The organism is Streptomyces sp. NPDC093065, from assembly GCF_044754585.1.
Taxonomy (GTDB): Bacteria; Actinomycetota; Actinomycetes; order Streptomycetales; family Streptomycetaceae; genus Streptomyces.
Genome location: NZ_JBIVPJ010000001.1, coordinates 443861 through 469856, shown reverse-complemented (window position 1 = coordinate 469856; position 25996 = coordinate 443861). Strand labels below are relative to the sequence as shown.

At 72.1% G+C, this 25996-nt stretch carries 26 protein-coding genes and 1 pseudogene; 17 read left to right on the top strand and 10 right to left on the bottom strand.

All coding sequences use genetic code 11. The features are described from left to right. The first annotated feature begins 86 nt into the window (after nucleotides 1-86). From ACIQFU_RS02005 to ACIQFU_RS01995, 3 genes are read left to right on the top strand one after another with little or no spacing between them, the layout of a single operon-like run. A complete protein-coding gene (locus ACIQFU_RS02005) occupies nucleotides 87-2225 on the top strand; it encodes a helix-turn-helix transcriptional regulator (RefSeq protein WP_402548284.1) in 2139 nt (712 codons plus the stop codon). 3 nt (nucleotides 2226-2228) lie between these two features. Next, on the top strand, nucleotides 2229-3233 hold the full coding sequence (locus tag ACIQFU_RS02000; protein ID WP_402548282.1) for a hypothetical protein: 1005 nt from the start codon (nucleotides 2229-2231) through the stop codon (nucleotides 3231-3233). Next, nucleotides 3230-4093 (top strand): DUF6339 family protein, encoded by an 864-nt coding sequence (locus ACIQFU_RS01995; protein WP_402548280.1) that lies wholly within the window; start codon nucleotides 3230-3232, stop codon nucleotides 4091-4093. Before ACIQFU_RS02000 ends, ACIQFU_RS01995 begins: the two co-directional genes overlap by 4 nt. A 41-nt stretch (nucleotides 4094-4134) precedes the next feature. Here the strand turns inward: ACIQFU_RS01995 and ACIQFU_RS01990 are convergent, their stop codons facing one another. From ACIQFU_RS01990 to ACIQFU_RS01980, 3 genes are read right to left on the bottom strand one after another with little or no spacing between them, the layout of a single operon-like run. Further along, nucleotides 4135-5445 (bottom strand): DNA cytosine methyltransferase, encoded by a 1311-nt coding sequence (locus ACIQFU_RS01990; RefSeq protein ID WP_402548279.1) that lies wholly within the window; start codon nucleotides 5443-5445, stop codon nucleotides 4135-4137. An 11-nt stretch (nucleotides 5446-5456) separates the two neighbouring features. Further along, entirely contained in the window at nucleotides 5457-6452 is a 996-nt protein-coding gene (locus ACIQFU_RS01985; RefSeq protein WP_402548278.1) for a DNA cytosine methyltransferase, read from the bottom strand. Then, a complete protein-coding gene (locus ACIQFU_RS01980) occupies nucleotides 6440-6892 on the bottom strand; it encodes a very short patch repair endonuclease (RefSeq protein ID WP_402548277.1) in 453 nt (150 codons plus the stop codon). Before ACIQFU_RS01980 ends, ACIQFU_RS01985 begins: the two co-directional genes overlap by 13 nt. Nucleotides 6893-7789: 897 nt before the next feature. Here ACIQFU_RS01980 and ACIQFU_RS01975 point away from each other — a divergent pair. The 4 genes from ACIQFU_RS01975 (at nucleotide 7790) to ACIQFU_RS01960 (ending at nucleotide 9464) form a co-directional block, all read left to right on the top strand. Further along, on the top strand, nucleotides 7790-7993 hold the full coding sequence (locus tag ACIQFU_RS01975; RefSeq protein ID WP_402548276.1) for a hypothetical protein: 204 nt from the start codon (nucleotides 7790-7792) through the stop codon (nucleotides 7991-7993). Nucleotides 7994-8064: 71 nt separating this feature from the next. Further along, the gene (gene arr, locus ACIQFU_RS01970) at nucleotides 8065-8475 is read left to right on the top strand and encodes an NAD(+)--rifampin ADP-ribosyltransferase (RefSeq protein WP_402548274.1); all 411 of its coding nucleotides are present in this window, start codon (nucleotides 8065-8067) and stop codon (nucleotides 8473-8475) included. A 78-nt stretch (nucleotides 8476-8553) separates the two neighbouring features. Further along, nucleotides 8554-8859 (top strand): PadR family transcriptional regulator, encoded by a 306-nt coding sequence (locus ACIQFU_RS01965; protein ID WP_402548273.1) that lies wholly within the window; start codon nucleotides 8554-8556, stop codon nucleotides 8857-8859. Further along, nucleotides 8856-9464, top strand: a complete 609-nt coding sequence (locus tag ACIQFU_RS01960) for an HAAS signaling domain-containing protein (RefSeq protein ID WP_402548272.1) — start codon at nucleotides 8856-8858, stop codon at nucleotides 9462-9464. Before ACIQFU_RS01965 ends, ACIQFU_RS01960 begins: the two co-directional genes overlap by 4 nt. A 134-nt stretch (nucleotides 9465-9598) precedes the next feature. Here the strand turns inward: ACIQFU_RS01960 and ACIQFU_RS01955 are convergent, their stop codons facing one another. Together ACIQFU_RS01955 and ACIQFU_RS01950 are read right to left on the bottom strand one after the other, a co-directional pair. Beyond that, a complete protein-coding gene (locus ACIQFU_RS01955; RefSeq protein ID WP_402548270.1) occupies nucleotides 9599-10633 on the bottom strand; it encodes an SEC-C domain-containing protein in 1035 nt (344 codons plus the stop codon). 99 nt (nucleotides 10634-10732) lie between these two features. Continuing rightward, a complete protein-coding gene (locus ACIQFU_RS01950) occupies nucleotides 10733-12148 on the bottom strand; it encodes an MFS transporter (RefSeq protein WP_402548268.1) in 1416 nt (471 codons plus the stop codon). A 144-nt stretch (nucleotides 12149-12292) separates the two neighbouring features. Between ACIQFU_RS01950 and ACIQFU_RS01945 the strand changes: the two genes are divergently transcribed. From ACIQFU_RS01945 to ACIQFU_RS01930, 4 genes are all read left to right on the top strand, one after another. Next, the gene (locus ACIQFU_RS01945; protein WP_402548267.1) at nucleotides 12293-12838 is read left to right on the top strand and encodes a winged helix-turn-helix transcriptional regulator; all 546 of its coding nucleotides are present in this window, start codon (nucleotides 12293-12295) and stop codon (nucleotides 12836-12838) included. A 36-nt stretch (nucleotides 12839-12874) separates the two neighbouring features. After that, on the top strand, nucleotides 12875-13219 hold the full coding sequence (locus ACIQFU_RS01940; protein WP_402548266.1) for a DUF6412 domain-containing protein: 345 nt from the start codon (nucleotides 12875-12877) through the stop codon (nucleotides 13217-13219). 96 nt (nucleotides 13220-13315) lie between these two features. Beyond that, entirely contained in the window at nucleotides 13316-14029 is a 714-nt protein-coding gene (locus ACIQFU_RS01935; protein WP_402548265.1) for a YidC/Oxa1 family membrane protein insertase, read from the top strand. A gap of 166 nt (nucleotides 14030-14195) precedes the next feature. Next, complete coding sequence (locus tag ACIQFU_RS01930) at nucleotides 14196-15053, top strand: fumarylacetoacetate hydrolase family protein (protein WP_402548264.1); 858 nt, start codon at nucleotides 14196-14198, stop codon at nucleotides 15051-15053. A gap of 60 nt (nucleotides 15054-15113) precedes the next feature. Here ACIQFU_RS01930 and ACIQFU_RS01925 read toward each other — a convergent pair whose 3' ends face one another. Continuing rightward, nucleotides 15114-16925, bottom strand: a complete 1812-nt coding sequence (locus ACIQFU_RS01925; protein ID WP_402548263.1) for a protein kinase — start codon at nucleotides 16923-16925, stop codon at nucleotides 15114-15116. Between the two features lie 243 nt (nucleotides 16926-17168). Between ACIQFU_RS01925 and ACIQFU_RS01920 the strand changes: the two genes are divergently transcribed. Continuing rightward, nucleotides 17169-17768: a TetR/AcrR family transcriptional regulator gene (locus ACIQFU_RS01920; protein WP_402548261.1), complete on the top strand. Its 600-nt coding sequence runs from the start codon at nucleotides 17169-17171 to the stop codon at nucleotides 17766-17768. A gap of 65 nt (nucleotides 17769-17833) precedes the next feature. Here the strand turns inward: ACIQFU_RS01920 and ACIQFU_RS01915 are convergent, their stop codons facing one another. From ACIQFU_RS01915 to ACIQFU_RS01905, 3 genes are all read right to left on the bottom strand, one after another. After that, on the bottom strand, nucleotides 17834-18742 hold the full coding sequence (locus ACIQFU_RS01915; RefSeq protein ID WP_402548260.1) for an LLM class F420-dependent oxidoreductase: 909 nt from the start codon (nucleotides 18740-18742) through the stop codon (nucleotides 17834-17836). A gap of 106 nt (nucleotides 18743-18848) precedes the next feature. Continuing rightward, nucleotides 18849-19325, bottom strand: coding sequence for a heme-degrading domain-containing protein (locus tag ACIQFU_RS01910; protein WP_402548259.1), 477 nt, complete (start codon nucleotides 19323-19325; stop codon nucleotides 18849-18851). Then, on the bottom strand, nucleotides 19322-20404 hold the full coding sequence (locus ACIQFU_RS01905) for a Gfo/Idh/MocA family oxidoreductase (protein WP_402548258.1): 1083 nt from the start codon (nucleotides 20402-20404) through the stop codon (nucleotides 19322-19324). Before ACIQFU_RS01905 ends, ACIQFU_RS01910 begins: the two co-directional genes overlap by 4 nt. 86 nt (nucleotides 20405-20490) lie before the next feature. Between ACIQFU_RS01905 and ACIQFU_RS01900 the strand changes: the two are divergent. Both ACIQFU_RS01900 and ACIQFU_RS01895 read left to right on the top strand, forming a co-directional pair. Next, a pseudogene (locus tag ACIQFU_RS01900) lies at nucleotides 20491-20919 on the top strand (winged helix-turn-helix transcriptional regulator); the annotation flags it as partial. A 540-nt stretch (nucleotides 20920-21459) separates the two neighbouring features. Further along, a complete protein-coding gene (locus ACIQFU_RS01895) occupies nucleotides 21460-22572 on the top strand; it encodes an ROK family protein (RefSeq protein ID WP_402548480.1) in 1113 nt (370 codons plus the stop codon). Nucleotides 22573-22604: 32 nt separating this feature from the next. On the opposite strand, the gene ACIQFU_RS01890 is transcribed toward ACIQFU_RS01895, so the two are convergent. Then, nucleotides 22605-23384 carry an HAD-IIA family hydrolase gene (locus ACIQFU_RS01890; protein ID WP_402548257.1) on the bottom strand — a complete coding sequence of 260 codons (780 nt, stop codon included), beginning with the start codon at nucleotides 23382-23384 and terminating at the stop codon, nucleotides 22605-22607. 189 nt (nucleotides 23385-23573) lie between these two features. Between ACIQFU_RS01890 and ACIQFU_RS01885 the strand changes: the two genes are divergently transcribed. The 3 genes from ACIQFU_RS01885 (at nucleotide 23574) to ACIQFU_RS01875 (ending at nucleotide 25981) form a co-directional block, all read left to right on the top strand. After that, the gene (locus ACIQFU_RS01885) at nucleotides 23574-24128 is read left to right on the top strand and encodes a hypothetical protein (RefSeq protein ID WP_402548256.1); all 555 of its coding nucleotides are present in this window, start codon (nucleotides 23574-23576) and stop codon (nucleotides 24126-24128) included. A gap of 2 nt (nucleotides 24129-24130) precedes the next feature. Then, nucleotides 24131-24865: a class F sortase gene (locus ACIQFU_RS01880; protein ID WP_402548255.1), complete on the top strand. Its 735-nt coding sequence runs from the start codon at nucleotides 24131-24133 to the stop codon at nucleotides 24863-24865. 90 nt (nucleotides 24866-24955) lie between these two features. Continuing rightward, complete coding sequence (locus ACIQFU_RS01875) at nucleotides 24956-25981, top strand: glycoside hydrolase family 6 protein (RefSeq protein ID WP_402548254.1); 1026 nt, start codon at nucleotides 24956-24958, stop codon at nucleotides 25979-25981. The last annotated feature ends 15 nt before the right edge of the window (nucleotides 25982-25996 follow it).

Genomic DNA, 25996 nt, shown 5'->3' with positions numbered 1-25996 from the left:
ATCCTTGTCCGGTTAACTGTTGGTTGACGTGGACGCAATCGTCAAATTAGCCTCCCTCGTACGTCTTGAGGAAGAGCAGGTGACGCGTGGAGACAGGTGAGGAGTTCGGGCCATGGCTGGCCCGGCAGCTCAAGCTCGCGGGGAAGACGCAGGCCGAGTTGGCCAAGGAACTCGGGCTGACCCGGGCGGCCGTCTCCGCTTGGATCGCCGGACGGTCGACCCCACGCCCGACCGTGATGACCGACATCGCCAGGGCTCTCGGCACCGACGTCGGCACGGTGCACACCCGCACCACCGACACCCAAGCCGGCCTGCCGGTCACCTGGTACCACCGACCCGGCTACCCCGACGGTGGCCGTGACCTGGGCAATGCCGCGGCCTTCGCCTTCGACGCCGACGTCCAGGTTCTCGCCCGCGAGACGTGCCAGAACAGCCTCGACGAGCGCCTGACGGAGAACGGTCGACCGGTCAGGGTCCGCTACACCCTGCACGAGCTGACCGGAGAGCACCTGGAAGCCTTCCGCGACGCGATCCTCTGGAACGATCTCTTCCCGCACTACTCGGCCGTCTCGGAGCTCGCCGGTAACCAGAAGGTGGGTCGGGTCGTCGACGCCGGTGTGCGCGACATGTACGAGAAGGGTCGACTGATCCTTCTGCGGGTGGACGACTACAACGCCTCCGGACTCACCGGCGACGACTACGGGGACGGCAAGTTCGCCGCTGTCGTCCGGCGCCAGCTCGAGAGCCTGAAGTCCGGCACCGCCGCCGGTGGTTCGTACGGTCTGGGCAAGTCCACGCTGTGGGCGACCAGCGCGCTCGGTCTCGTACTCATCAACTCCACGCTGTCGGTGCCGCACGAAGGGCGTACCGAGCGAAGGGTGATCGGCCGCCTCGAACTGCCCTGGCGGGAGGTCGACGGGCGCACCTGTGCGGGCCCCGCCTGGTTCGGGCGCCCCGACCCGGACACCCCGGGCGCCGAGGTGGCCCGTTCCTGGTGGGCGGACGAGGAGACCCTGGCCCGCCTGCACCTGAGCCGGGACGGCGACGAACCCGGTACGTCCTTCCTCATCGTGGGTGCGCACGACGTTGCCAGCCTCGAGGACCAGGTCGACGACGACAAGCCGCGCGACGAGGAGGGGCCCGAGGACACCCGCGACATCGAGAGGATGCACAGCCGCCTGGTCGAGGCGCTGGGACGGGACTTCTGGGCGGCCATGATCGGTGGGGGAGGCCGGCTGCCGCTGCTCGAAGCCTCGGTCCGCGCTCTGCGCAACGACGAGGAGGTCGTTCCGGAGACGAAGGTGGACCCGTCCGTCGAGCAGCCCTCCCGAACCCGCGCCCTGCGGGCCCACTACGAGGGCACCACGGTGGAGCGGCTCACCGAGTCCGGACAGGTGGCGTCAAGAAACGTTCCGCTGAAGCTGCCGCTGGCCGGAGGCGCCCCGGGCACGCTCGGCACCCATCAGGCTGTTCTGCTGGTCACCGAGGCCGCCGGAGACAAGGACATCCCCGCGAACCATGTGCACTCGCTGCGCGGCAACCGCATGACGGTCAAGAAGGCCAAGGTCCCGAACCTGCCGATCGGCACCAATCCCTTCCAGGCCGTCGTCCTGGTGGGTGAGGCCGCCGGGGATTCCGCTCCCTTCGCGAAAGAGGCCGAGGAGTTCCTGCGGGCCGCGGAACCGCCCGAGCACGACCGTTGGGGGCAGACGGAGGAACTCACTCTGCGCTGGTCCCCTTCCGCGTACAGGCGGATCAACAACCTGACCACCGAGGTCAACAGCGCCGTCAGGGAACTCGTCGCCCGGCCGAGACGCGGCGGACGCGAAGGCGGCGAGGCGCTGCGCAAGGCCCTGACCGTCAAGAGCCGGCCCAAGGCCAAGGTGCCCTCCGGGCCGGTGGTCCCGGTACTGGAAGGACTCGACGCGACCATCGGTGACCAGGGGGAGTGGTTGATCACCGCGGAGGTGAGCATCCCCCGGGGCGACGAGATCGTCCCCATGGTGCCGGTCGCCCTGTTGGACGTCCGTTCCGGTGGCCGTCCGAGACTCGACTGGGCGGAACTCGTGGCCGTCGAGGGCTGCGAGGCCGAGGACGGCACCCTGCGCTTCCCGCCCGGCACCCGCCGCGCGAAGTTCCGAGGAGCGACCGATGCCTCCAGCCACCCGGTGAGGACCGCGCTCACCCGCCTCGTCCTCGAACTGCGCGCCGGCAAGGAGGCGTGACGCGTGAAGATCCGCCCGATCTACCCTTACAAGCGGCTCAACCGTCCCATCACGTTGCGCGTGACGTCGGTCGCCCTCGATCTCTCCGACGGCACCCGTGACCCCCTGGACACCAGCGCCTACTCGACCCAGGACCAGGTCGTCGCTCTCGGCGTCGCGGGCCACACGGACTGGGTGAGCGCCACGATCGGTGTTTCCGCCACGCTGCCGCCCGGCTCCGACGCCTCGGACGCCGCCTGGTCCGACCTGCGTGTCCTCGCCGTGTTGACCGACGGCGAGACCAATGTCCGTACCTCGACGGCTCTCACTCGTGACACGGAGGACGGTCACGACTGGTCGGGCACCCTCACGGTGCTCCGAGACGACCACCTCGGGCGCGCGGCCCTCGCCGCGTACGCCGTCGGGACGGTCGACGGAGTGAGAGGTCGGTCGATCGACGAGACCGACCGGAGTTGGGTCGTCGACACCGTCTCGGACGACCCGGTCAGAGGTCTGCGACTGGACGTCCGTAAGGCGTCGTTCAGCAAGAGCTCCAGGGAATGGCTGCGCGCCTACGCCGACGCGCCCTGGTTGGTGGACACCACGGCACGCGTCCCGACCGTGTACGTCAACACCGACATCGACGGGATCGTGGGGCTGTTGGACAGCAACGGCTCAGCCGTGGAGAGCAAGGTGCGTGACGTCCTCGTCGCCCAGATGGCCACGGACGTGTGGACGGCTGTGTTCCACGGCGCCATCGGCGACCTGGAGGTGGAACCGGGCGGCGGCCCGGTCTTCCCGACCGACTGGCAGGGCGAGGTGCTGCGGGAGATGCTCCCGGACGTCGTCCCCGGTGTGCATGTCGAGGAGGCCCTGCGACAGGTCCACCGCCGACGCACGGGCGAGTCGGGTTGGGGCGAACTCCAGACCCGCATTCATTACGCGGCGGTCCGGCGTGCCGAGGCCGCCAAGGCGGTGGGATACGTCATCCGCGGTCTGGAACGGTCGAACAGGGAGAGCGCGTCGTGATCACCCAGCCTCACCACGTACCGGAGCGTCTGGCGCTGCTCTCCGGATCGGCCGTGGACACCTTCCTCACCGAAGGACTGCTCAGGGGAGAACAGGTCCACAGCGGCATCGACCTCGCCAAGGTCGTCGAGCCGCTCCCCGAGGACGACGCCAGGTGGTGGGTCGAGCCGATCCGCACCCTGGTCGAGGACGCCATGTTCGAGTTCGGCAAGGACCGGACCCGCGCCGACGCCTGGCTCGCGCCACGGCTCCACGCCACCCTGCGTCTGACACGGAGGGAAGCGGCGGACAAGCGCCTGTGGAACCACCTGGCGCTGGCCGTGGCCCCTGACTACGTCGTGTGGCGTCACCAGTCGGACTCGACACAGCGCGTCGCCGCGGAGCGCTTCCGGGGCCCTTCGGACCGGCAGTGCTTCTCACGTCTGTGGTGGGCGGCCGAACTCTTCCGGAACGGGCCGGACTACGGGCCGGTCGAGATCGCTTGCGGCAATCAGGACCTCATCCACACCGTTCTCCGGAAGGATCTGCTCGACCACCGTCCCACCGCTCAGGCCCTGGTCCGTCTCCTGAAGGACGGAAAGGTCACCACCGGGCGGGAGATCGAAGGTCTGAGCGTTGCCATCAACGCGGCCGGAGCGACCTTGATCTACGACGTCCTCGCACCGGACGAGCCCAGGAACCCGGCCCGTCTTCGGGACTGGATCACCGAGGCGGAGACGGCCCCGCCCGTCTCACGCCACGTCCTCCCCGAAGGGCCGGACGAGGACCCCGTCCCCGAGGAGTCCCTGGCTGCGCTCACCGACTACTTCGCCGAGCTGTTCGAGACCGCTCCGGTCAGGGGCAGGAAGATCGAGGACTGACGGGCGGGTCGCCCTGCATCACTGTCGCGGGGCGGCTCCTGCTACTCGGGGCGCGGGCAGCGGGCGGTGCAGTCGTCCGCTGCTCCGCAACCGTGGCTGCGCAGCTTGGCCCGGTGTTCCTCCGTGGCGGGAGCCCACGGCTTCCTCATGGCCTCCGGGGCCGGCGCGGGGAGACCGAGCGCGGCGCTCAGGAGGTGCGCCCCGAACAGGGGCGGCACGGCGTTGCCGACCTGCTGGGCCTTGGCCGTACCCGACCACGGGTAGTCCGGCGGGAAGCTCTGCAGCATCCCTGCCTCGTTCATCGTGAACCTCGGACCTTCCCGGACGATGTCGGGGTGGTCGCCGACGGGTTCGAAGACCACGAAGCGCGAGATGCGTCCCGTGACGGTGGTGGCGGGTTGTCGGTCGGTCCGGACCCCCCGTCGTCCCGGGACTCCGGAGCTGCCGTAGTTCGACCGGACCAGGAAAGGCGTCTTGCGCCCCAGGTGTGTGCCGACCGGCTCGGCGAGGGCGTCGCCCATCGACGCCCAGTGCTTCAGTTCGTCGTCCGCGTCAGGGTGCGGGGCAGGTTCGGGTACTTCCGCGTCGTAGAGGGTCGGCTGAGCGGGCACCGCCGCCGCGTCGCCGCCGTTCCTGCGATTCCACTCCCTGGCCTCGTAGGCATGGTGGGTCGCGTCGGGCAGCGAGGGCTCACCGAGCCCTTCACGGCGGGCGATCAGCACGGCACGGGACCGGGTCTGCGGTACTCCGAAGGTCTCGGTGTCCAGGACGTCGACGACGACGTTGTACTTGGTGCCGTCGGGAAGGCCGATCTTCTGCAGCACCTCGGCGTAGCGGACCCAGAGCGCCTCGACAGCGGGGACCTGCTCCAGGACGATGACGTCGTACGGTCGGTGCCCTCGGTTCGGGCTCCTGGTCGCCTGGATCGCGTATCGCAGAGGCTCGAGCACCAACGCCGTGCGCGGGTCGCTGAGGTTCTTCAGCTCCTTGTCGATCTCCTCGTCGGGATCGCCCGCCATGAGCCGTGCGATGAACTTCTTGACCTCTTCCAGAGCCTTACGACCCGCACCCTTGCCGGCCACCGAGTACGTCTGGCACGGCGGACCGCCGGCAAGCACGTTGATCTCGGGCGGAAGAGACTCGAAGGACTCCCTGCGGACCGCGCTCACGTCGGCGTGGAGCGTGTCCAGGCCGGCCGCGTAGCGCGTCAGGCACGCGCTCCTGTCCCACTCGACACCGAGACTGGGGACACCCAGCCGGTGTCCGGCCACGTCCAGCCCACCGGGCCCCGCGAAGAGGTCCAGGACAAAGGGCCTGTCGAGGATGGACTGGTGGGGCGGCGTGCTGGTCATGTGGCGGAAGTCTAGCCGGCCGCGGGGGCCGCCGACTCCCCGCGCAGTGCTTCGGCGACGGCTCGCCCCAGCGCCCGACCGACGGGCGGCGGTGTCGCGTGTCCGACCTGGCGGTAGCGGGCGGTCTTGCGGCCGGTGACTTCCCAGGAAGAGGGGAAACCTTGGAGCAGCGCCGCCTGTTCGACTGTGATTTTCACCATGTTGTCTCTGCCGAGCGAGGGATCCCACACGAAGTCCGGACCGGGTACGGTGTCCCCCACCGTGTGGGCGTTGACACCCATGGTCGCCCACTTCCGCTTGGCTCCCGTCGGCCCCAGGTCGGCACCCCCTCGGTTCTTCGAGCCTCCGACCAGCGTCGGCGCCGGCTGGTCGGCCTGGGCGGCCCAGCGGGCGGCGTCACGCCAACCGCGCGAGGCCATGGACGCCCTCAGGGCGGCGCCGACCGTCATGCGATGCGGCACCGTGGGTGTCGGCGTTCGGAAGGCGCCGGCCCATCTCCGCTCCACGGCCACGAGGAGCCCCTGCCTGCGGTTCTGCGGCACGCCGTAGTCGACGGCGTTCACGACGAACCAGCTGAACTCGTAACCAAGATGAGCCAGTTCGGCGCGTGCGAAGTCGCGGAAACCTCGGTACCTGTCCGCGTGCGCGAGATCGGGAACGTTCTCGATGATCACCGCTCGTGGCCTGATGGCGTGGGCCAGGTAGACCGTGGCCTCCAACAGGCGCTCCTCCAGGCCCGATTCGGCTCGCCCGGCGGTCGCACTCGACTTCACCCGCGGCAGGCCCGCCGTGAGGAGATCCACGTCATAGCTCTCGGGGTGCTCGACCGGATCGTAGTCGAGCAGGTCGGTGCGGAGCACGTTCCAGTGCGGCCGATTGGCCCGCAAGGTCGTGACGGCGTCCTCGTCGTCGTCCAGGAGCAGACGCGGTTGGAAACCGGCTTGTTCCATGCCGAGAGCGAGTCCGCCCGCCCCGGAGCACACGTCCACGAACGTCAGTCCCCCCATGCCTCCCACTCTCCCGCCTGCTCCGCCAGGCGCCGCTTCACCACCGCTCGCACGCGAGCGGCCACCTCTTCCGAACTCTCGTGCTCCCAGAACCGAAGGACCGCCCACCCCTGATCCTGCAAGTGTCCGGACGTCTCGGTGTCGCGAGCCATGTTCTTGTCGAGCTTGGCCCGCCACCACTCGGCGTTCGACTTCGGCTGGGTGGCGTGCTGCGGGCAGCCGTGCCAGAAGCACCCGTCGAGGAAGATCGCGACCCTGGCTCTGGGAAAGACGATGTCGATCGTGCGGCGGGTCATGCCGGGCACCGGCACGTTCACGCGGTAGCGCATGCCCGACGCGTGGAGCAGTCGTCGCACAGCGATCTCCGGCGCCGTGTCGCGGGAGCCCTGGCGACTCATGCGGGCGGACACGGAGGCGGAGGACGGGATGGGGTCGGGCACGTCGCAATTGTGCCGGCGATCCTGGTGCAGGGAGTCAGACAGCGGTCGTCCCGGACCGACCCACCGGATCGGAGCGGGTGCGCGTCGAGCACGTCTTCGCCCGCATGAAGATCTGGAAAGGTCTCCGCGACTGCTGCCTCGAATCTCCGACACGGCCTCAGCCAACCGATAATCCCCGGCTTATCCGCCCATGCGAAAACGGTCATTGTTCGTTTCTTTGGGCCACGGCATTCTGTGACGCGGGTCCGGGGAGGCGGTGGTCCGCATGCGGAATGCGGCTCGGTGTCTCCGGGTGCCGACGCGTGGAAGTGCCGCGCTGCGGCAGGGGCAACGTGGACATGTCCGAGTGAGGATCACCGCAATGAAGAAGCGCGCCGCGCTCGCACTACAGCGTGACCGGCGAGTCCGGGCCCCACAGGGGCGCCAGATGTGCCCGGCCCGGCGTCCTTCGTTCATGACGGCGACCACCCACTGGTCTGGGACGACACTGCCGACGGGCATTTCCGTGGTGGTGGAGTACACGCGCTCCGACGAGAACGGCGGCGACTGTCCCAAGTGACCACCGCGCCAAGTGACCACCGCGGCAAGTCGACTGAGACAAAAGACTGCTGCGGCGAAAAACGAGTGCGAAAAGACAGATGACCGACGAGGCCCCCGGGCTGTTCGGCCGGGGCGTCAGGCGTCCCGATCGACACTCCGAGAGCCTCGCCACTGAAAGGTAGGACGTTCACCATGAGGCGCATCAAGACGTGGACCGCGACGGTCGTTCCGGCCGCAGCCGTCTCCGCGGCCCTTCTCTCCGCCCCGACGGCCACCGGAGCGCCCGTTCATGGCCAGGCCGAATCCGGGGTGGCCATGAGCGCTCAGGCGAAGACTTGCGAAGGATCCCCCGGAACCGTGGTGACGAAATACCGGACGCCGGTCCACACCGGGTACTACGGCTCCTCCACGGTTACGAAGACCCTCGCGGCCAAGACCTCCGTCCGCACGTACTACAAGTGCGTCAACTCCTACGGCAACGTCTGGTATGAGATCACCGGAAAGATGGATCAGGACACCAGCAAGAGCCGGTTCATCTACAGCGGGAACCTGATGCCCTGATTCTCCGACGAGGCGGCAGGCTGCGCTGCCAACGGGTCGGCGTCGTGACGACCCGTTGGTAACCTGCCGCAATGGACGAGGTGTTGGACGAGGGGCCCTTTTTCCACGGCACGAAGGCCGAGTTGCGGGTCGGGGATCACCTCACCGCCGGGTTCCCTTCGAACTACCGGCCCGAGATCGTGATGAACCACATCTACTTCACCGCGTTGCGTGACGGCGCGGGGCTCGCGGCCGAACTCGCCGCCGGTGACGGGGAACCGCGCGTGTACGCCGTCGAGCCGACCGGGGAGTTCGAGAACGACCCGAACGTCACCGACCGGAAGTTCCCCGGCAACCCCACCCGCTCCTACCGCAGCAGGGAGCCGATCCGGATCGTCGGTGAGGTCACCGGCTGGACGCGCCAGACCCCCGAGGCCCTCCAGGCGTGGCGGGACCGGCTGACCGCGATGCATCGGGAAGGCCGCGCCGAGATCATCAACTGAACCCGGCCAGAACCAGGTGATCCGACCAAGCAGGCCCGCGCAGCCGCCCAGCTGCGCAAGGGTGTGCTGGAGTACTGCGTGCTCGCCCTGATGCGGGACCGTCCCCGCTACGGCGTAGAACTCCTGCACGCCCTGGAGGAGTCCGGGGCCCTTGCCACCAGTCAGGGCACCGTCTATCCGCTGCTCTCCCGGCTGCGCCGCGAGGACCTGGTCACGACCACCTGGCAGGAGTCCGCCTCCGGCCCGCCCCGTCGCTACTACGCGCTGACCGCCACCGGCCGGGCCGCTCTGGACGAGTTCAGCCACGTCTGGCCCGGCTTCCGCGACGCCGTCGACGCGTTCCTGACCACCACCCCGCACCCCTCCGCCGGAGATCTCGTATGAAGACGCCCACGACTTCGACCGACCTCGTTCGCGACTACCTCGCGGCCGTCGAGCGCGAGGCCTCCGCGCTGCCCGCCGACCGGCGCCGGGAACTCGTCGCCGACCTCGGCGAGCACATCGAGGTGGCCCGCGCCGAACGTCCCGGTGCCGCGCCCGGCGAGATCCTCGCGGAGCTGGGGGACCCCCGCACGATCGCGGCGACGGCGCTGGCCGAGGCGGGCAGCGGTGGCGCCCCGGCTCCGGTGTCCGGCGGTGCGGGCGTTCCCGTGCGGCGCGGCAGGGTGCATCCGCTGGTGCCGCTGCTGATGCTGGCCGTTCCGTACCTCGTCACCACGGTCCTCCCCGACGTGCCCGGCCTGGCCCTGTGCAGCGGCCTGGTCCGCATCGCCGGCGGGGTACTGCTGTGCACCTCGGTGCACTGGACGCCGGTGCGGAAGATCGTCGGCGTACTGCTGAGCGTCGTCGCGCCTACCGTCGCCGGGCTCGTCTGGCGGGAGACCACCGTCGCCCCCGCGGGAGACACCCCGGCCCTCGTGGGCAACCTGGTGGTGCTCGCCGTCGTGGTCGGCGCGTCGGGCTGGCTCTGGCGGGCCCGCCGCGCCTGAGGCGGCCTCGCGGGGCGGGGCAGGTGGCCTGGCGGCGGGCACGGCCGGGGGAGCGGGGGCGGATCAGGCCCCCGGCCGCTCCGCGGTGAGGTCTCGCACCGGTAGACGTGGTAGACGACCGGCGGCGCCGGATCTCACCGTTTCCCGGCGACGTCCTCCCCGTGGCACTCGCCGTACGTCCGCCCAGACCCGCACCAGCACGCCGCCCCGCGCTGCGGGGGCCACGCCACCGCGAGGCCCCGGGCCGCCAGTGTCGTCGCGTACTGGGGGAGCAGCGTCGGGTCGGACGGGGACGCGCCCTCGGATGCCGCGAAGGCCTCGTAGGACGGGACCGTGCCCGGGACGACGCCGAGGTTCGGGGTGCCCGACGAGGCCAGTTCGCGCAGGGCCGCCTCTATCGACGCCAGGTGGGCGTCGTAGGAGGGGTATTCGGAGGCGAGGGACGGGTACGCCTCGATCAGTTCCGCCAGTTCGCCGGCCGGCCAGTGGAGCATGGCGACGGGGAAGGGGCGGGACAGGGCCTCGCGGTAGGCGCCCAGCTCGGCGCGGAGGCGGGAGATCTCCGCCTCCAGGTCCGCCGGGTCGTCCGAACCCAGGGACCAGACGCGCTTCGGGTCGTGCAGCTCGTCCAGGGAGACCGGCATCGAGTGCAGGGTGTCGGCCAGTGTGTCCCACCCGTCGTGGGCCAGGCCCAGCATGCGGCGGACGCGGTGGCGGCCGTAGAGGAGGGGGTGGGTGGAGTACGGGGGCTCCGGTACGTCGGTGAGGAGCAGGCGGGCGCCCTCCGTGAACGTCTCGTGCGCCGCCTCCAGCTCGTCGTGGGACTCCAGCGCCTCCGCCACGATCACCCAGGGGGCCGGGTCGCGCGGCGCCGCCGCACGCACGCCGTCGATGATCGCCCTGGCCTCCGCCTCGTGGTCGTACTCCCAGAGGTTGGACGCCTTCAGGGCGCGGACCAGGGACGGGTTCTCCAGGGCGGCGGGGGTGTCGGACGACAGCAGGCGGTCGTAGAGCTTGGTCGCGGCCGGGCGGTCGCCGGACAGTTCCAGGTGGGCCGCGGCGCGCAGCAGCAGGGCCTCGGCGTCCTCGGGGTAGAGGCCGGCGGTCCGTTCCAGGCGGGCAGCCTCGGCGGCGTGGTCGACGTTTTCGGCGGGCGTGTCGGGGCGCATGGGGGACACCGTACTGCCGTGAGGTGACGGGGGTCAGCCACCCGGGTGCCGGAGACCGGGCGGCGGTGCCGAGGATGGCCGGGGTACGGGGCGCGCCGCTCAGTGCCGTGGCCGCAGCGTTCCCACCAGCACCGCGGCCACCACGGCCAGCCCCGCCGACACCCACAGGGCCACGTTCGTGCCCGCCCCCGGGCTCCCCGCCGACGTCGCGATGGCGATCGTCAGGGCGACCCCGGCGCACGAGCCGATGTAGCGGAACGTCTGCTGCGCGCCCGAGCCCATCGCCGCGCGGGCCGTCGGCACCGACTCCACCGCGAGCAGCGGCAGCGCGGCGTTCAGCAGGCCACTGCCCACGCCCGCCACGACCAGGCCGGGCAGCAGGCGCGCCCAGGAACCCGCGTCGACGGCGCCGAGCATGGTCAGGACGCCGGCCGCGTGCAGGGCGAAACCGACGGCCAACTGGTGGCGCGGGGAGACGCGGTGGGCGAAACGGCGGGCCTGGAGGGCCACCGCGAAGGCCAGGCCGGCCCAGACCAGGGAGAGCAGGGCCGTGTCCATCGGGGACAGGCCCAGCGCCCGCTGCAGCACCGTCGGCAGGAAGCTGAAGAGCCCGATCACCGACAGGCCCGTGAACAGCCCGCCCGCGGAGGAGGCCAGGAAGAGCGGGCGGCGCAGCAGCGACAGGTCGATCATCGGGGTGGCGGCGCGGCGTTCCACGACCACGAACAGGCCGCCCAGCAGCACCGCCGCCGCCAGCAGCAGGCCCACCGGCGCCCGCAGCCAGCCGTCCCGGCCCAGCGTCAGCGCCGCCACCAGTGCGACCAGCGCCGGTCCGAAGGTCAACGCGCCGGCGAGGTCCGGCCGGCCGGGCCGCGGCGAGCGCGATTCCGACAGGGCCCGCGCCCCCAGCCCCGCCACCACCAGCGCGGCCGCGCCGAGGACGCCGTACGCCAGTCGCCAGTCGGGGATCGCCCCGACCAGTACGGGGCCGACGGCTATCCCGCCGCTGACGAAGGCGCCCCACACGCCGGTGGCGCGCAGCCGCCCGGCCGGGGTCGGGAAGGCGTGGACGAGCAGGCCGAGGCTGCTGGCGAGGAGCGCCGCGCTCGCCGCGCCCTGTGCGATGCGGGCCAGCGTGAACAGCCAGGTCGTGGACGCGAAGGCGCCCAGGACGGTGGTGACGCCGAGGGCCAGTGTCCCGGAGACGAAGAGCCGGCGGCGCCCGTAGTCGTCGGCCAGGCTGCCGGCCACCAGGAGGAGGGCGGCCAGGCCGAGCGGGGTGCCGTTGATCAGCCAGGCCTGGGCGGACAGCGGGGTGTGCAGGGCGGCGGCCGTGTCGGGAAGCGTGACCAGCGGCGCGGTGTACGTCATCAGGGCCACGGCGGTCGCGGCGCTGGTCAGCGCGAGGGTGCGGCCGGGGTGCGGGGGCGGCGAGGCGCGTTCGGCGGGCGGCGCGGCTGTCGCGGCTGCCGGGGTGGTGGGTGAGGTGGAGGAGTCCGTGCCGGTGTCGCTCATGAGTGGCGGTCCGCTCTCGGTGGCTCGACGGGAGGGTGGGTCGGAGTCGCGAGTTCAGTCAATGAACTGACCTGAGGTGGACCAACCTAGCACCGTTGGTTCGGTGACTGAACCTTGTGGCGGGAAGTCGCTACAGTGGACGGCATGGCACTGGGCAAGGACTACGCGACGCAGGAGTGCTCGATCGCCCGCGCGCTCGAGGTCGTCGGCGAGCGCTGGACGCTGCTGGTGATCCGCGACGCCCTCTACGGTGTCCGGCGCTACAACGACTTCCTCGTCCACCTCGGCATCCCGCGCGCCGTCCTGGCCAACCGCCTCCAGGCGCTCACCGCCGAGGGCATCCTGGACAAGCGCCGGTACCAGGAGTCGCCGCCCCGGGACGAGTACGTCGTCACCGACCGCGGCATCGCCCTGTGGCCCGCCCTGCGGGCGCTCGGCATCTGGGGGCGCGAGCAGCTCGGCGGCGAGCCGATGCGCACCTTCTGGCACGCCGACTGCGGCACCGAACTCAGTCCGTACGGCGCCTGCCCCGCCTGCGGCAGGCTCGTCGCCGTCCACGACATCGACATGCGGCCGGGCCCCGGACTCGACCCCGACCCCGCGGACCCGGTCAGCCGGGCGCTGCTCGGTACGCGGCGGCTGCTCCAGCCGATCGAGACCGAGCCGGGCCCCGCGCAACGTCCTGTATAACTGGGGCAAACGCGCGTGCGAGAGGAGGAGTCGCCGATGTCGCCGACGACCACGGGCAACCGCCCGGCCGTCCTGCGTCTCCTGCGTCTCCTGCGTCCCCTTCTCGTCCTGCTGCTGGTCCTCCTGCCCGTCGCGCTCGTCGACGTCGGCAGCCTCTCCGCCACCGTCGCGCTCGCCGCGACCACCGCGGTCGGTTCCGCGCTCGCCGCGTGCGCCGTCGTCGCCGCACGCTGCGCGCCCGCCGTGCCGCCCACCCGGGTGCGTACGGCCATCAGGGACCGTGACCTGCGTACGGCCTTCCTGCCCCAACGGGATCCCGACGCCCCCGGCCGCCGCAGGCCCCGAGCGCCCGGACACGCCCTCCCGGCGACCACCGCGTAGGGCACATCTCCTTTCCACCCGGCCCCGCGCCGGTCGTGTCGTCATGCCGCCCCGCCTCAACCCGGCACGACGAGACCCCCGGAGGGCTCACCCACCATGTCCGTTTTCGCCAGCCTGGTCGGACACCTCGCCGACCTGCTCCAGCCCCTGTTCGGCGCCTCGGCCGCGGCCGCCGCCATCGTCCTGTTCACGGCCCTCGTACGACTCCTCGTCCACCCGCTGTCCCGGGCCGCCGCGCGCGGCCAGAAGGCGCGCACCGAGCTCCAGCCGCGCGTCGCCGAGCTGCGCCGCAAGCACGCCAAGGACCCCGACAAGCTCCAGCGGGCGGTCCTCGAACTGCACGCCGAGGAGAAGGTGTCCCCGCTGTCGGGATGCCTGCCGAGCCTCTTCCAGCTCCCCGCGTTCTTCCTCCTTTACCACCTGTTCTCCAGCTCCTCGATCGGCGGCGAGGCCAACGCGCTGCTCTCGCACCGGCTCCTCGCCGCCCCGCTCGGCGGACGCTGGGCCGACGCGCTCGGCGACGGCGGGGTGCTCGGAGGCGCGGGGCTCGTGTACGCGGTGCTGTTCGCGCTCGTCGCCGGGGTCGCCACCTTCAGCTACCGGCTCACCAAGCGGACGATGGCCGCGCGGCCGGTGCTGCCCACCGGTGACGGGGAGCCCGTGCCGGGCGTCGGCGCGATCACCAGGGTCATGCCGTTCATGTCCTTCTTCACCCTCTTCACCGTGGCCGTGGTGCCGCTGGCCGCCGCGCTGTACGTCGTCACCAGCACGACGTGGAGCGCGGCGGAGCGGGCGGTGCTCTACCGCTGAGCGCGGGCCGGCCGGGTGCGTGGCTACGGTCCAGTACGTGAACGGGGTATTGCGGAGTGGACCCCCTCCTTGGAGGATCGACCAGTCCTCCGATGCTGTCGCGTTGCTGCCGCACCCAGGTCGCGCATCGTCGGGCGGGCTGCCCGCGATCGAGGAGTTGGGGATCATGAAGCTGTTGCGAGTCGGTACGGCGGGGTCGGAGCGGCCCGCGCTGCTCGACGCCGACGGGACCCTGCGAGACCTGTCGGGCGTCGTGACGGACATCGACGGCGAACTGCTCGCCGACGAGGGCGCGCTCGGCCGGATACGGTCCGCCGCCGAGGCCGGTGAGCTGCCCGCCCTGGACGCGACGGGGCTGCGCGTGGGACCGCCGGTGGGACGCATCGGCAAGATCGTGTGCATCGGGCTGAACTACCACGACCACGCCCGCGAGACCGGGGCCGAGCCGCCCGCCGAGCCGGTCGTCTTCTTCAAGGCGCCGGACACGGTGGTCGGGCCGCACGACACGGTGCTCGTGCCGCGCGGGTCCGTCAAGACCGACTGGGAGGTGGAGCTGGCGGTTGTCATCGGGCGCACCGCCCGCTACCTGGAGTCGGCGGAGGAGGGGCTCGCGTGTGTCGCCGGGTACGCGGTCGCGCACGACGTGTCCGAGCGGGAGTTCCAGATCGAGCGCGGCGGGACCTGGGACAAGGGCAAGAACTGCGAGACGTTCAACCCGCTGGGCCCGTGGCTGGTGACCGCCGACGAGGTGCCCGACCCGCAGCGGCTTTCGCTGCGGCTGTGGGTCAACGGCGAGCTGAAGCAGGACGGGACGACGGCGGAGCAGATCTTCCCGGTGGGGGAGGTCGTGCGGTACGTGAGTCGGTTCATGGTGCTGCGTCCCGGTGACGTCATCAACACCGGGACGCCGGCGGGGGTGGCGATGGGGCAGCCCGAGCCGAAGCCGTATCTGCGGCCGGGCGATGTCGTCGAGTTGGAGGTCGAGGGGCTGGGGCGGCAGCGGCAGGAGTTCAAGGGGGCCTGAGCGGAGAGCGGGTGCGTGCGACTGGGCCGGTCCCGCCCCGGCCCAGTCGCCGGCCGCGGCTCAGCCGACCAGCCTGCCGCAGAGGACGGTACCGTCGTCGAGGTCCCAACGGCGGTCCGCTCCGCAGACGTTGGAGTCTTCGGAGGCGGTGTCCTGAACGGCGGTGATGCGTACCAGGGTCTCGTCCGCGGCGAAGCAGGAGCGGATGGTGTTGCCGTAGATCTTCACGTCGTCATCGATTTCGCCGGCCTTCAGGCACTGGCCCGCCACGTAGTTGCGGGTGAGGCAGAGAACGGTGGTGCTGCTGAGACTGAGTCGCCACACCGTCTTGTCGATCGAGCATTTGACCTTGCCCGCCGTGGTCACACGGTAGACGGCGGCCTTGGCAGAGCAGGGGACCCTCGTCGGGGTGGAGGGGGTCCAGTCGTTGGGGTAGACCGTGCCTTCCCGGAGGTTGCGCAGACAGTCGTCCGGTCTCACGCGGGCGAAGGCAGCGGCAGCGGCGCTCTCGGAGGCCGAGACGTCCGGCGTCTTCCCCGTGTCGGCGCCCGGGTCCGCTCCGGGTTGCGTGCCGGCATCGTCCTGCTCGGCGAAAACGGATGCCACCCGGTCCGCGACCTCGGACAGGGCCGCGGACACGGAGTCCCAGCCGAAGAGGATCAGGGCCCACGCGAGGATCAGGACGATCGCTTTGACCACCGTGCCGACGGCCGGCGTGGACTTCTCCGCCGTTGGTGTCTTCGGTACCTCGGCTTCGGCCGGCGGTTCGGTCTTGTGCTCGGCCTCAGGCCTCGCCGGCGGTCTGTCCTTCTGCTTGCCGGGCGGTTTCCCCGGCGCCTGCTTCTTCCTCTTCCGTCCCTCCTGCGTCTGCGGCTTGTGAGGCTTCCGCTTTTCGGGTCCGCTTCTCGTGCCGTCGCCGTCGGGAGCCTCGCTGAGGACGCGGGTGCGGGGCATGGTCCAGTCGCGGACCAGGGTCTCGGCCTCGGAAAGACCGGCGGCCTGCTCCAGGCGCCGGCCCTCCCGGGCGTACGAGGCGATCAGAAGGTTCCAGTCGGCGGGCAGGGACTCGGTGCCGACCGACAACGACTGGATCAACTCCCGGGCGGTGGGCCGCCCGGCCGGGTCGCGGGACAGGCAGGCGCCGACGGGACCGGCGAGGCCGTCGGGCAGACCGGCGAGGTCGATGTCGGCCTGCCGGACGTAGTTGAGCTGCTGCAGGGGTTCCGTGGTGTACGGGTAGGGAAGCCGTCCGCAGGCCACGTAGTACAGGGTGACACCGAGCGAGTACACATCGGAGGCGGCCGTACAGGACTGCCCCTCGGCCTGCTCCGGTGCGGCGAACGCGATGGTGCCCAGGGTGAGGCGGGTACTGGTCAGGTCGCTCGCATGTGAGATGCCGAAGTCGATGACCTTGGGTCCGGCGGCGGTGAGCAGTACGTTGAGCGGTTTCACATCGCGGTGCACGATCTTCTTGCCGTGCAGTTCCACGAGCGCCTCGGCCACACCCCTGCCCACACGGCATACCGCGCCGGCTCCGTTCAGCGCTCCCCGCTGCACGACCAGCGCCTCGAGTGACGGCGCCGGCACGTATTCCATCGCCATCCACGGCTTGGCCGCCCCTGCGTCGGAGTCCAGCACCCGGGCCGTGCGGTTGCTGCTGACGCGCGCGGCGAGGGCGACCTCGCGACGGAAACGGCGACGTGCCTCGTCGCTGACCCCGCCGGGCGCCAGCACCGTCTTCACCGCGGCCAGGTGGCCCGTTTCGACGTTCCGCCCCAGGTAGATCAGCCCCATTCCGCCCGTGGCCAGCTGACCCAGCAGGCGGTAGGGACCCAGTCTCCGCTCTTCGCCCGCCAGTGCCACGAGTCCCATGCCGCCTGCGGTGGACCTCTCCGTCACAGTGCCTCCGCTCCGGTTCCGTCGTGCTCCCACCGCGTGGTTCGCCGTGTGGAGGCACGGGCTGACGGGCGATCAGTCGCATTCAGTCTGAGACAAGAGAGCGCAGTGTGGAATTGTTTCCAGAAAAATTTCCAGAAATCTCTCCCGCGCTGGAACGGAGGCTAGGCTCACCGGCAGGGGCGAGTGGGAGGCTCCGGGAGCGAGGACGTCCGACCCATGGGTCCGAAACAGCAGCGCGGAGTGGCCACCGTCGAGCAGGTGCTCGACTGTGCGCTGGATCTGTACGCCGCGTCGGGCGAGGCGGGCGTCACCGTGAGCGCCGTGACCTCCGCCAGCGGGGTGAGCGCCGGCAGCGTCTACCATCACTTCGGCAGTCTCCAGGGCGTGCTGGCCGCCGTGGCGCAACGCTGGCTGGGCCGCCTCCTGGCGGAGTTGGTCGCGGCACTCGAGGAGGCCGGTGACGACACGCGCCGCGGCATCGAGGCCGTGGTCCACGACTACCTGCGCTTCGTCACGGACCATCCGGACGCGGCCCGGCTCATGCACTCCGTCGCGACGGACCGCGAGGCCATGGCAAGAGGCCCTGAGCTCCGCAGCTCCCAGGAGGCACGTCTGGCGCCGCTGGCCGCCTGGCTACGGGACCGGCAGGAGGCGGGCGACCTCGTGGCACTGCCCGTACCCGTGCTCGAGTCGCTCGTTCTGGGCCCGGTGACCGCTCTGGCGCGTCGATGGCTCTCGGTCGGAGACATCGACCTGGCCGAGGCGGCGCGCACCGTGCCGCAGCAGATCTGGTGGGCCGTCGGCAACCGCCCGTGACGCCGGCCCGGCCCGCGGTGCTGGGGCCGGGCCGGGACGGGCTGCACCGGCCGCACTGGCTTTACTCAGGCCAGCAGCGCGGCCAGCCGGCGCCAGCCGTCCCTCGGGAGGCGGGTCATGTCGTCCTCCACCAGCTGGAGGGCGACGTGGTCGGCGCCCGCCGCGTGGAAGGCGTCGATGCGGGCGCGGACCGTGGACTCGTCGCCCCAGGCGAAGACCGCGTCGATCAGGCGGTCACTGCCGCCGCCGGTGACGTCGGCGTCGGTGAAGCCGAGGTTCAGGAAGTTCTTCGTGTAGTTGGGCAGCTTCAGGTACATGGCGAGGTAGGCGCGGGCCGTCGCGCGGGCGCGGGCCGGGTCGGCGTCGAGGACGACCTTCAGCTCCGGGGCCAGCAGCGGGCCCGCGCCGAGCCGCTCCCGGGCCTGCGCCGTGTGCTCGGGCGTCACCAGGTACGGGATCGCGCCCGCCGCCCGGTCCCGGGACAGGTCCAGCATCTTCGGGCCGAGCGCCGCCAGCACCCGGTGGCCGGCGTGCATCCCGGCCCGGTCCAGCTCGTCCAGGTAGCCGACCATCGTCGAGTACGGGCGGCGGTACCCCTCCACGCGCGGGCCGTGGCTCACGCCGAGGCCGAGCAGGAAGCGGCCCGGGTGGGACACCTCCAGCTCGGCGAAGGCCGCCGCCGCCTCGGACGCCTTGTGCTCCCAGATGCTCTGGATGCTGGTGCCGACCACGATCCGCGAGGTCGCGCGGATCAGCGGGGCGGCGTTCCGGGCGGCGCTGTTGCCGCCGAGCCACAGGGCGCCGTAGCCGAGCTGCTCCAACTCGGCGGCCGCATCGGCGCGTTCGGCCGCGCCCTCCGGGGCCTCGGAGCGCAGGGGGACGCTCCAGACGCCGTATCGTCCGACCGAATCCTTCAGCTCGTTCAGACCCCTCTGGTCCTTGAGATCCTGCGGGGAAGCCGTCGCCTCGTTCATCGCTTGCGATCCCTCCGGTGGGCACCGTGATCATGCTGCGTGTCTGCCTGCCAACCACGGATACCCACCGCTGATTCCCCGACCGCGCCGCGCGGGGCCGGCCGGGTTACTCGCCGAGGAAGCGCTCCAGCGCCTCCACCACAAGGCGGTGGTCCTCCACCTGCGGCAGTCCGGAGACCGTCACCGCGCCGACGACACCGACGCCGGCGACGGTGACCGGGAAGGAGCCGCCGTGCGCCGCGTACGTGCCCGGGTCGAGCCGCGAGGACTCCTCGAAGGTCGTGCCCTTGGCCCGGAAACGGGAGCCGACCAGGTACGAGGCCGAGCCGTACCGCTCCACCACGCGGCGCTTGCGCGCGATCCAGGCGTCGTTGTCCGGGGTGGAACCCGGCAGGGCGGCGTGGAAGAGCTGCTGGCCGGCGCGGTGGATGTCGACGGCGACCGGAGCCTCGCGCTCCCGGGCCAGCTCGACGAGCAGGGAGCCCAGCGCCCACGCGTCGTCGTGCGTGAACCGGCGGAAGACCAGACGGCGTTCCTGCTCCTCCAGCTCCACCACGGTGGGCGTCGTAGGTGTGGTGCTCACAGGGCCACCACCACTCCGTCGCGGGCGGAGCGGCGGGCCGCCTCCAGGACGTCCAGGGCGGCGGCCGCCTCCCGGGCGTCCACCGGGTTCGGACCGCCCTCGCGCAGGGCCTTCGCCACCGCCGCGTAGTACGCGGGGTAGTCGCCCGCGACGGTCGCCGCCACCTGGCCGCCGCCGGTCAGCGGGGAGTCCCCGGCGCCGACGCGGCCCCACAGCGACTCGTCCTCCTCGCCCCAGCCGGGACCCGGCCGCTTGCCCTCGCGCAGTGCCGCCTCCTGCGGGTCGAGGCCGTGCTTGACGTAGCCGGCCTTCGAGCCGAGCACCCGGAAGCGGGGGCCGAGCTGGGCGGCGGTGGAGGAGACGTAGAGGTGGGAGCGGACGCCGTTCGCGTGCGTGAGCGCGAGGAACGTGTCGTCGTCCGCCTCCGCGCCCGCCCGCCGGACCACGGACTCGGCGTACACCTGCGTGACCGGGCCGAAGAGGACCAGGGCCTGGTCGACGACGTGGCTGCCGAGGTCGTACAGGAGACCGCCGATCTCCGCCGGGTCGCCGGACTCGCGCCAGCCGCCCTTCGGCTTCGGCCGCCAGCGCTCGAAGCGGGACTCGAAGCGCCACACGTCGCCCAGCGCGTCCTGGGCGAGCAGCTCGCGGAGGGTGAGGAAGTCGTTGTCCCAGCGGCGGTTCTGGAAGACGGAGAGGAGCAGACCGCGCTCCTCGGCCAGCGCCGCCAGCGTGCGCGCCTCGGCTGCCGTGCCCGCCACCGGCTTGTCCACCACGACCGGCAGACCGGCCTCCAGCGCCCGCGTCGCGAGCGGCACGTGCGTCTTGTTCGGGGACGCGACGACGATCAGGTCCAGCTCGCCGGCCCGGTCGAACAGCTCGTCGGGCGTGGCGACGGTGCGCACGTCCGGGAACTCGGCGCGGGCCTGCTGCTGCCGCTCCGGGTTCGAGGTGACGACCGTGTCCAGGGCGAGGCCCTCGGTGGCGGCGATCAGCGGGGCGTGGAAGACGGAACCCGCGAGGCCGTAGCCGACGAGGCCGACGCGCAGAGGGGGGTTGCCGGGAGGAGTACCAGTCATGCGTCCCACTTTCGCAACGGTGTTGCCAAAGTGCAAGCGCCGGGGACAATGGGGGAGTGAACAGGAGCAACGGCGGAGGCGCGGGGATCGGCGGAGGTACGGGTACGGGTGCGGGCGGCGCCAACCTGCTCGCCCTGCGCAGCCACAACACCGCCCTGGTGCTCGACCTGCTGCGCACCGCCGGTGCCGAGGGCATCAGCCGGCTGGAACTCGCCGAGCGCACCGGGCTCACCCCGCAGGCGGTCAGCAAGATCACCGCGCGGCTCCGGGGCGAGGGCCTCGCCACCGAGGCCGGACGCCGCGCGTCCACCGGCGGCAAGCCGCGCACGGTCCTGCGCCTGGTGCCCGGGGCCGGTCACGCCCTCGGCGTCCACCTGGACCGGGACGAGCTGCGGGCGGTGCTGGTCGACCTCGACGGCAGGGTGGTGGGGGAGCGGCGCGCTCCACTGGACCTGGGCGCGGGGGCCGAGACCGTGCTGGAAGGGGTGGCGCGGGCGGCGGAGGAGCTGACGGCGGAAGCGTCGGCGGCGGAGGGGGCGGGGGCGGAGGGTGTGAGCCCGGCTCGGTCGGAGGCCGCGGGGCCGGCCGGGTCCGCGGGGAGGAGGACGGCTGCCACCGAAGACCTGCGGTCACTTGCCGGATACGGCCCACGAGTCCGCGCCGAGCAGGGCGGCCCGCTCGCCCATGCCAGGGCGGGCGGTCTGCGAGCCCGTGCCGCGCAGCAGCCGGGGCCTTCCGGCGGGTCGGGGCCGGTGTCTTCCGCCGGGTTGGGGCCGGCGTCTTCTGCCGGGTCGGGACCGGTGCCCTCTGCCGGGTCGGGACCGAGACCCCCCGGCGGGTCGGGACCGCAGCTTTCCGGCAGGTCGGGACCGGGACCTTCCGGTGGGTCGGGGCCGGTGTCTTCCGCCGGGTTGGGGCCGGCGTCTTCTGCCGGGTCGGGACCGGAGCCCTCTGCCGGGTCGGGACCGAGACCCCCCGGCGGGTCGGGACCGCAGCTTTCCGGCAGGTCGGGACCGGGACCTTCCGGTGGGTCGGGGCCGGAGCCCTCTGCTGGGTTGGGGCCGGTGTCTTCCGGCGGGGCGGGGCCGGTGTCTTCCGGTGGGTTGGGGCCGGGGCCTTCCGGTGGGTCGGGGCCGGAGCCCTCTGCTGGGTTGGGGCCGGTGTCTTCCGGCGGGGCGGGGCCGGTGTCTTCCGGTGGGTTGGGGCCGGGGCCTTCCGGTGGGTCGGGGCCGGAGCCCTCTGCTGGGTTGGGGCCGGTGCCTTCCGTTGGGTCGGGACCGAGACCCCCCGGCGGGTCGGGGCCGGAGCCTTCCGGTGGGTCGGGGCCGGAGCCCTCTGCTGGGTCGGGGCCGGAGCCCTCCGGTGGGGCCGGATCGCAGCCGTTCGGCGGGGCGGGGGTTCCCGGTGGGGCGGGCTCCCGGCACCCGGGGTACGCCGCCGGTGCCGACCCCGACGTGCTCGATCACGCTCCCGCCCTCCTCCGACGCCTTCCCACCCTGCTCGGTCTCGGCGTCGCCCTCCCCGGGCCGCTCGACCACGGCCGGGGTGTGCTGCACCGGGTCACCGGCTTTCCGGAGTGGGACGGCTTCCCGCTGCGGGACGCGCTGGAGCGGCGGCTGGGTGTGCCGGTCGTCGTCGACAAGGACACCAACGCGGCCGCGCTCGGCCTCGCGATCACGGACGCGGGACGCGAGGGCGGCTCCTTCGCCTATCTGCACCTCGGTACGGGCCTCGGCGCCGGTCTCGTCTTCGGCGGCGGCGTGCACCGCGGCGCCAGGACCGGCGCCGGGGAGTTCGGGCACCAGGTCGTCCAGCTCGACGGACCGCCCTGCACCTGCGGCGACCGGGGCTGCATAGAGGCCCTGTGCCTCGCCGCCGTCGCCCGCGGGGACCTCGCGGAGGCGGCCAGGGTGCTCGGCGCGGGCGCCGCGAACCTCGCCGGGCTGCTGGACATCGACCTGGTGCTGCTGGGCGGCCGTACCGTCGACGCCGCGCCCGAGGCCTTCGTCCACGGCGTCGGCGCGGTCCTCGACGCCCGCGCCCGGCGTGAGGGCGGCCACGACGGCGCCGTACCGGTGCGGCTCGCGCCGGGCGGGGCGCGGGCGGTGGCGGAGGGTGCGGCCCAGTTGCTGCTGGCGCCGCTGTTCGGGCGGGGCGACGGCGGCTGAGGCCGGCGGAAGAGCCCGCTCCCTCAGATCCCTCAGACGAGGTCCACCAGGTCCGCGATGGACTCCACGACCTTGGTCGGCCGGTACGGGTAGCGGTCGATGTCGTTGAGCGTCGTCAGCCCCGTGAGGACGAGGAAGGTCTCCATCCCGGCCTCGAGCCCGGCCAGGACGTCGGTGTCCATCCGGTCGCCGATCATGGCGCTGGTCTCGGAGTGCGCGCCGATGACGTTGAGCCCGGTGCGCATCATCAGCGGGTTCGGCTTGCCGACGAAGTACGGCTCCTTGCCCGTGGCCTTCGTGATCAGCGCGGCCACGGAACCCGTCGCCGGCAGGGCGCCCTCGGGCGACGGCCCGGTGTTGTCCGGGTTGGTGGCGATGAAACGGGCGCCGTTGTTGATCAGACGGATGGCCTTCGTGAGCGCTTCGAACGAGTAGGTCCGTGTCTCACCGAGAATCACGAAGTCGGGGTCGGTGTCGGTCATCACGTAGCCCGCGTCGTGCAGCGCCGTCGTCAGACCGGCCTCACCGATGACGTAGGCGGTGCCGCCGGGATGCTGGTTGTCCAGGAAGGAGGCGGTGGCCAGCGCGGAGGTCCAAATGTTCTCGACCGGCACCTCGAGACCGATCCGGTTCAGGCGGGCGTGCAGGTCCCGCGCGGTGTAGATCGAGTTGTTGGTGAGGACCAGGAAGGGTCGCCCGGAGTCGCGCAGCTTCTTGATGAAGGCGTCCGCACCGGGAACGGGCACGCCCTCGTGCATCAGCACGCCGTCCATGTCGGTGAGCCACGATTCGATGGGCTTGCGCTCTGTCATGGGGGCGGACTCCTGCCGTGCGTGGACCATGGAAAGCCCATGGTATGCAGTCATACGTTCGGATCGATCACCCCCGAGGCCGCCGAAACCCCCGTTCTCCCGCCATGACCCGATCGGAGTAGCCCCACCCCCGCGCAGGATGCGCGTGCGGGGCACGCGGGGGAGCCTCCAGGTAACTGGAGGTACACGATGGGCTCACTGAAAGTCACTCTCTGTGCGGGCGCCGCGCTGGCCACCGCGCTGTGCGCACCGGCGGCCTACACCTACGCGGCGGACGGCGGCGACGTCTCCGTGTCCCCGTCCAGGCCCGCCCCCGGCACCGACGTCACGCTCCGCGTGCCCGACTGCACCGAGAAGACGGCCGTCGCCGTGTCCGCGGCCTTCGAGTCGGACGTCCGGCTCAGCCTGGCCGCGGGGGACGGCGTCCTCGTCGGGTCGAGCCGGGTCCGCACCAGCGTGCAGGCCGGTGCGTACGCCGTGCAGGTCAAGTGCGGCGACCAGGCACGCAAGGGCACCATCACCGTCCACGACGAGGGGCGCCCGTCCACGCACGCATCGCCCGTCGCCCCCGTCGACGCGGGCGGCGGCGGCACCGCGGAGCTGGCCGCGTCGGACGCCGGGGACGGGGCGCGCGTCGACGCCCCCGGCGCGGCGCACACCGTGACCGGCCTGGTGCTCGCGGGCATCGCCGCCGTCGCCGTCGCGCTGCGCAGCGTCCGCAGCCGGAGCCGCGGGACGGACTGACCATGTCCGGACAGGACGCGCGGGACACCGCGACCCGACAGGACACCGCGACCGGACAGGACGCCGCACCGAACACCGCACCGGGCACCGCCGCCTCAGGCGGCCGCCTGGTGACCGGCATCGCCTGGATGGTGCTGCTCCTCGGGCTGTGGCTGTGGGGCCGCGAGGCCACCGACGTGCGCGAGGGCATATCCCGGCCGGCCACCGGCGACATGGCGGCCGCCGGCCGGCCCCCCGACGTGCCCCTGCCCCCGGCCCACGCACCCCTCGGCGAGGCCCGGCCGCAGCGGATCGAGGTCCCCGAGCTCGGCATCGACGCCCCCGTCGTCGCCCGCGGCCTCGACGGCAAGGGCGCGATCGAACCACCGCCCTTCGACCAGCCCGGCGCCGTCGGCTGGTACGCGGACGGCGTCACCCCCGGGGCGGCCGGCACCGCCCTGATGGTCGGTCACGTCGACACCGAGACCCGGCCCGCCGTCTTCTACGAACTCAGCACCCTCGAACCCGGCGAGACGATCCGCGTGGTCCGCGACGACACGGGGACCGCCGAGTTCACCGTCGACGACGTCCAGGTCCTCACCCGCGACGGCTTCGACGCCCAGCAGGCCTTCGGACCCCGCGACACGGGCCGCTCCGAACTGCGCCTCATCACCTGCGGCGGCACCTTCGACCACACCACCGACAGCTACACGGCCAACGTCGTCGTCTCCGCCTACCTGACCGCGACCGCCTCCTAGCACAGCGCCGGGCCCACCGTCCGGGAACCGCGTGGGTACAGGAGGCGTATGTCAGGATTGAGCCTCGAACAGTGCACCCAGGGGGGTTGGATGTACGGCAGCAAGCCGGCCGGAAACATGTCCAGGAGGCGGGCTGCGTCGGCGGCGGTGCTCGGAGCGGCGGCCCTGCTGATCGCGGGCTGCTCCTCGTCCGGCGACGGGGACGGCAAGGGCGCGGGCGCCGGGATCACGCAGCAGCCCAAGGAGACGGACCCGTTCTGGGTCAACCCCGACGGCACCGCGGCCCAGCAGGTGGCCTCCCTGACCGAGGACGGCAAGAAGGACCAGGCCGAGCAGATCCGCAGGATCGCCCAGCAGCCGACCGGCGAGTGGATCAGCCCGGAGAACCCCGAGGAGCAGGCCCGCGGCTTCACCGAGGCCGCCGACGAGGCCGGCCGCACCGCGCTGCTCGTCCTCTACAACATCCCGCACCGCGACTGCGGCCAGTACTCCCAGGGCGGCGCCGCCGACGGCGACGCCTACCGGGACTTCGTCGACGGCGTCGCCGAGGGCATCGGCGACCGTGCCGCCACCGTCGTACTCGAACCGGACGCGGTGCTCCACCTCGTCGACGGCTGCACGCCCGAGGAGTTCCACGAGGAGCGCTACGACCTCCTCAAGGGCGCGGTCGAGAAGCTCGCCGCCCTGGAGAACACCAAGGTCTACCTGGACGCGGGCAACGCCGGCTGGGGCCACCCCGACCAGATCTTCGACCCCCTGAAGCGGGCCGGCATCGACCAGGCCGACGGCTTCGCGGTCAACGTTTCGAACTTCTACGGCACCGAGGAGTCGATCGCCTACGGCAAGCGGCTCTCCGCCAAGGTCGGCGGCAAGCACTTCGTCGTCGACACCAGCCGCAACGGCAACGGCCCCTACACCGAGGGCGCCCCGGACGAACGCTGGTGCAACCCTCCGGGGCGCGCCCTCGGCGAAACCCCGACGACGAAGACGTCGGACCCCCTCGTGGACGCTTACCTGTGGGTCAAGCGCCCCGGGGAGTCCGACGGCGAGTGCAAGGGCGGCCCGAAGGCAGGCGAGTGGTACCCCGAGTACGCCCTGAAACTGGCGCAGGGATAAGAAACCCAGGGGCGC